Source organism: Candidatus Aquicultor sp., assembly GCF_054640775.1.
Genome location: NZ_JBTSLF010000172.1, coordinates 1 through 5,221, shown reverse-complemented (window position 1 = coordinate 5,221; position 5,221 = coordinate 1). Strand labels below are relative to the sequence as shown.

The following is a 5,221-nucleotide window of genomic DNA, read 5'->3' as shown; positions in this document are numbered from 1 at the left end:
GCAGGAAAATCGACTTTGAGAATATGCCCCTTAAGTCCGATAACCGCGGTCTCGCTGCCGTTTGCGGCAAACTTATAGACCGGGATCGTGTAGCTCTTCTCCGTCTTCACTTTTCCGCCCGCTAGAATCTTGGCGATTCGTTCAGCTGCTATATTCTTCTCAGTTACGATTAGCTTCATTTACACCACTCTTCTGATTTGATTTAGATCTTACTCATATCTATATCATCTAAATCTTCGTGTTGACTCGCCTGAACATTATAGTGCGACCTCGGTTTTTAAGCAATATCCAAACCACTGCCTAAACCACTACCTAAACCAAGCTCTCCAAGCTCTATATGATGTGCAAAGATGTTCTTAGACACATTCATAAGATTCTACCATATTCGTTATGTTTCTATCGGGTGGTTCCAACCGAAGTTTAGCTGCAAATTGTAACACGTGTGCTACATATTATATATCAACGTCATCCTCGGTCTGTGTGGTAGTGGCGCATTCCCCGGTCTGGCATTTGAGGATTTGCAGCCCATGGGGAAGTGCAGGCATGACGACCTGCAGCGATTCGCGCACGGCTTTAGGACTGCCGGGCAGGTTGACGATAAGCGTCTGAGCGCGTATTCCGCTGACAGCGCGTGAAAGCATCGCGTGCGGAGTGATTTTAAGGCTCGCGTGCCGGATTGCCTCGACAAAACCGGGAACATTTCTCTCTATTACCGCAAGCGTCGACTCAGGCGTCACATCGCGTGGGGCAAACCCGGTGCCGCCGGTGGTGAGGATAAGGTCCGCGTCCTCAAAGTCGACAAGGCGCACCAAACGCTCCTCGATCTCGTATTGCTCATCGGGGATGACTTCGTAAAACATAACCGTTGCGCCCTCCGCCTCGACAATCGAGCGTATCTCGAGGCCGCTCGTATCCACGCGCTCCCCGCTCGCGCCTTTATCGCTCATGGTAAGTATCGCTACTCTTACGCCTTCCAGTTTCGTGCCCACACTATATCTCTACCCCTCAACTTTGATTACATCGCCCGCATGTACAGTGCCACCGTGGATGACCTTGGCGAAGATGCCTTCCTTCGGCATAACGCAGTCTCCGGCCTGGCGGTAAATCGCACAGCGGGTATGGCATTCTTTCCCGATTTGTGTGACCTCTAAAACTATATCCGCTCCCACTTTAAGCCTGGAGCCGATCGGCAGCGCCAAAAGATCGATGCCTGAAGTCGTCAGGTTCTCGGCAAAATCACCGGGCCCGACCTTTAGCCCCATCGCGACCATCTTGTCGACGCTCTCCTGCGCGAGAAGGCTCACCTGCCGGTGCCAATCCGCCGCGTGCGCATCATCCTTGAGCCCGTGGTCCACCAATACATCGGCGTCTCCAACAGGCTTTTTCCTCATGCCCTTCTTCGGGCTTATATTAACGGAGACGATTTCCCCTTTTCCGTTCTGACTTTGCATATCCCAATTCAACCTCATTTAAAAGATATTTCTAAAAAACCCTCGCTCTAGACCCAAATCCCCAGACCAACGCCCTAGACCCACAATGCTCTTATTCTGGATTCTGGCTCCTGACTCCTGGCTTCTTCCTTGCACTCTAGACCCTATCTTTTGTCGCTTTTCCCGCCGGTTTTCTCAACCAGCTCGATATCGCTTATCATCATCGTTTTGTCGACGGCTTTGCACATATCATAGACGGTGAGCGCTGCAGTAGTAACAGCGGTGAGCGCCTCCATCTCGACGCCGGTCCTATCCATGGTGCGGACTGTGGCGATGATGCCGAGTTCCGTGTCGCTTAACACCGAAAACCTTATATCGACGCCGGTCACCTGGATAGGGTGGCACATCGGGATGAGGTCGGGCGTCTTCTTGGCCCCCATAATGCCGGCGACTTGCGCCACCGCCAGCACATCCCCTTTTTTGATACCGCCCTCCTGGATGAGTTCCAGGGTCTCGGCTTTCATCTTAACGATACCGCGGGCGATAGCCTGCCGCGCTGTGACATCTTTGCCGCTGACATCGACCATCTTCGCACGGCCCTCTTTATTAAAATGCGTCAAGGCTTTAAGCTCTTCTTCTACGATTCTCCAGCGATCCGCCATACTTCGTTAGCCCCCAATCTGGCACATCAAACGCGCCAGTTTTTCTTGTGCACCGGCGCTGTGCCGCTCCGGTTTGCTTTCTGTAACAGTTCGGATAAAAGCCGCGATTTCCTGCTCGCTCGTGGCGCCCCGCAGAATCGGACGCACGTCGAACTCGGCGTCCGAGAACAGGCAGGTCCTGAGTTTGCCGTCCGGTGTAAGCCGCAGACGGTTGCAGCTCGGACAGAAATGGTTGCTGATCGGGCTGATAAACCCCAGCGTGCCGAGCGCGCCTTTATACGTCGCATACTGAGCCGGACCCGCCCCTTCCGGGCCTTCGACCGGCTCAAGCATCCCATAACGGCCCATCTTCTGCTTTAATTCGTCAATCGAGAGATAGAACTCCGGATTCCAATCGCCGACCGGCATGAACTCGATAAAGCGCACATGCACAGGGTACTCGTGAATCAATGAGACGAAGTCTCTGGGATCATCATTGATCCCCTTTATCAAAACAGTGTTAATCTTTACCGGATGAAACCCCGTCTCAAGCGCCGCCTTGACCCCCGCAAGCGCCTTCTCTACACCGCCAAGGCGGGTGAGTTTTTGATAGATGGCAGGGTCGAGGCTGTCGATGCTGATGTTTACGCGCTTCAGCCCCGCCTTCTTTAAATCCCCTGCGTAATGAGGCAGCAGGATTCCGTTTGTGGTGAGCGAGAGGTCGCTTAAGCCCCGGATATTGGCAAGCATCTGCACCAGCTTGACGATATCCCTTCTCACCAGGGGCTCTCCACCGGTAAGGCGGATTTTTGTGATGCCGGCAGCGACCGCTGCTTCTGCAAACCGCTTGATTTCCTCATACGAAAGTATCTCATCGTGCGGTTTAGGGATAATCCCCTCTTCGGGCATGCAGTAGAAGCAGCGCAGGTTGCACCTGTCCGTTACCGATATTCTTAAATAGTCGATTTTGCGATTATAGTTATCGTAAAGCGCGTCCATGTTTACCCTTTGTCTTTATAAATTCGTCTTCGAGCAAATCCGCCACCCCGAATGCGTCATCCAGGGCAAAATGCGGCCGGTCAACCGGGAAGATGTTGTCCGTAACCACTGCGACCAGCTCCATCTCGCTACTTAGAAGTTCCTCGGAAACCGCTTTGCGCGAGACTTCGACCTTGGGATACGGCCCTCGTTTATATCCTTCAGTGAGGATAATGTCGTAGCCCGGCCCGATTGCGGCAATGACGTCCTGTACCGACATCTCCGCTTCGAGTTTCTTGACGACCGCCATCTTATGCGGCGATGCGATGGCGACGACATCGGCGCCCGCCCCGGCATGCCGGTAGGTGTCCTTGCCGGGATGGTCGATCTCAAAGTCATGGACGTTGTGCTTGATAACCGCCACACGCCACCCGCGCTTCTTCAGTTCCGCTATGAGCCCAACCAGAAAGGTCGTCTTGCCGGCGTTGGATTTACCGACCACCGATATAACCGGTATCATTTAAAGCACCCCAGCTCACAGGCAAAAATCTTAATCCCAAGCTCGTCGCACGCATCCCCGACTTGGCGAAGCGGCACCCCAAGCTCGTCGCCCACCTTGCGAGCCACCGTACACGAAATCCTGTTATCTTTAGATGCCGCTTTTATCTTCTGAAGTAGCTCTTCTTTTGATATATCCATTAGAACCCCCTAAAAAAAACAGTATGCAGTAGGCAGTAAGCAGAATAAAACCTTCTTCTTAAAGTAGCTTAAGTTACGCCTAGACGCTGATAAGTGACAACCATGCGTACTGCACCCGAGATTCTTCGCTATTGCTCAGAATGACACCTAGCAATAGTCTTCCTTATAACCCTCTCTCTCGTATCTTCATGCTGCTTACTGCATACTCCTTACTGCCTACTAAAACCCAGTCTTCTACCAACAACCGTTCACCTAACCAACAATCGGCTCGAACAATTCCACCGTGACTTTATCTCCGGCCTTGATCTCCTCGACATCTTCCGGAATGACCATCAGGCCGTTGGCGAGAGTCATCGGTCTAAGGCTGCCGGATTTTTGGGAGCCGCTCAGGCGGACGTTAAAACCGCCGTCCGATTTTTCGACGATGACGCGCACCATATTGCGCCGCCCGGTCCGATTTGTGAACGAGGGGTCGGTAAAGGTCGCCTCGACCGTCATCCGTGAGATATCCGTGCGCCCGCTCATCGCCAAGAGCGCGGGGCGTGCGAACTGCTCGAAGCTTACCATCGAAGACGTCGGATATCCGGGCAGCCCGATTAGCGGCACCCCTTCAACGATGCCGAAGGCGAGCGGTTTGCCCGGTTTCATGGCGACCTGCCAGAAGACCATCTCGCCCGCCTGGTTCAAAATATCTTTTACAAAGTCGTAATCACCGACTGAAACGCCGCCGGTGGTAATGATCATGTCCGCACCCGTGGCCTCATCGACCTTAGCGAGCAGGTCTTCTTTGGTGTCCTTTGCGATTCCGAGCATATTCGGGATACAACCGGCATCGAGCACCTGCGCCGCAATCGAGTAGGCGTTGCTATTTCGAATCTTTCCGGGAACCAGCGGCTCGTCGATTTCGACCAGCTCGTCACCGGTGGTGATAATGGCGACGACCGGTTTACGAACGACCTTAACACGCGCCTTGCCGACACTCGCCATCATCCCGATATCCCCGGGGATGATCTTCTTGCCGCGCTTCAGTGCGACTTCGCCTTTCTTTATATCCTCACCGGCAAAGCGCACGTTCTCACCCGGCCTGACTGGCGCAAAGAGCAATACACCGCCATCGGTGCGCTCGGTGTTTTCGACCATGACGACCGCGTCGGCGCCTTCGGGCATCTGGGCGCCCGTCATGATGCGAAGCGCTTCGCCCTTGCCGATAGCGGTCTCAGGCACATAGCCCGCGGCAAGATCGCCGAGCACCTTAAGCTCGGTCGGCTCGCCGGGCCACGCGCTCGAGGTGTCCTCGAAACGAACCGCGTAGCCGTCCATCGCCGAGTTGTTAAACGGCGGGATATCGGCTTCGGCAAGAATATCCTCGTCAAGCACCCTCCCCAGAGAATCCAGGATGGGCACCTCCTCGGTCGAAAGCCTCTCTATTTTACTAAGGATGATCTCCCTCGCCTCTTCAACACTGATCAATCT

Annotated in this window: 7 protein-coding genes; all 7 read right to left on the bottom strand. The window is 54.0% G+C overall.

The features are described 5' to 3' along the window. Positions 1-452 precede the first annotated feature (452 nt). Positions 453-989 carry a MogA/MoaB family molybdenum cofactor biosynthesis protein gene (locus tag ACYC56_RS11930; RefSeq protein WP_461374404.1) on the bottom strand — a complete coding sequence of 179 codons (537 nt, stop codon included), beginning with the start codon at positions 987-989 and terminating at the stop codon, positions 453-455. Positions 990-998: 9 nt separating this feature from the next. Further along, positions 999-1,451 carry an MOSC domain-containing protein gene (locus ACYC56_RS11925; protein WP_461374403.1) on the bottom strand — a complete coding sequence of 151 codons (453 nt, stop codon included), beginning with the start codon at positions 1,449-1,451 and terminating at the stop codon, positions 999-1,001. Positions 1,452-1,594: 143 nt separating this feature from the next. Then, entirely contained in the window at positions 1,595-2,092 is a 498-nt protein-coding gene (moaC, locus tag ACYC56_RS11920; protein ID WP_461374402.1) for a cyclic pyranopterin monophosphate synthase MoaC, read from the bottom strand. Positions 2,093-2,098: 6 nt separating this feature from the next. Further along, positions 2,099-3,070: a GTP 3',8-cyclase MoaA gene (gene moaA / locus ACYC56_RS11915; RefSeq protein ID WP_461374401.1), complete on the bottom strand. Its 972-nt coding sequence runs from the start codon at positions 3,068-3,070 to the stop codon at positions 2,099-2,101. Next, the gene (mobB, locus tag ACYC56_RS11910; RefSeq protein ID WP_461374400.1) at positions 3,051-3,569 is read right to left on the bottom strand and encodes a molybdopterin-guanine dinucleotide biosynthesis protein B; all 519 of its coding nucleotides are present in this window, start codon (positions 3,567-3,569) and stop codon (positions 3,051-3,053) included. The genes moaA and mobB overlap by 20 nt, the downstream gene beginning before the upstream one ends. Continuing rightward, the gene (locus tag ACYC56_RS11905; RefSeq protein ID WP_461374399.1) at positions 3,566-3,748 is read right to left on the bottom strand and encodes a hypothetical protein; all 183 of its coding nucleotides are present in this window, start codon (positions 3,746-3,748) and stop codon (positions 3,566-3,568) included. Before ACYC56_RS11905 ends, mobB begins: the two co-directional genes overlap by 4 nt. A 252-nt stretch (positions 3,749-4,000) precedes the next feature. Further along, on the bottom strand, positions 4,001-5,221 hold a 1,221-nt coding region (locus ACYC56_RS11900), incomplete at its 5' end, for a molybdopterin molybdotransferase MoeA (RefSeq protein WP_461374398.1).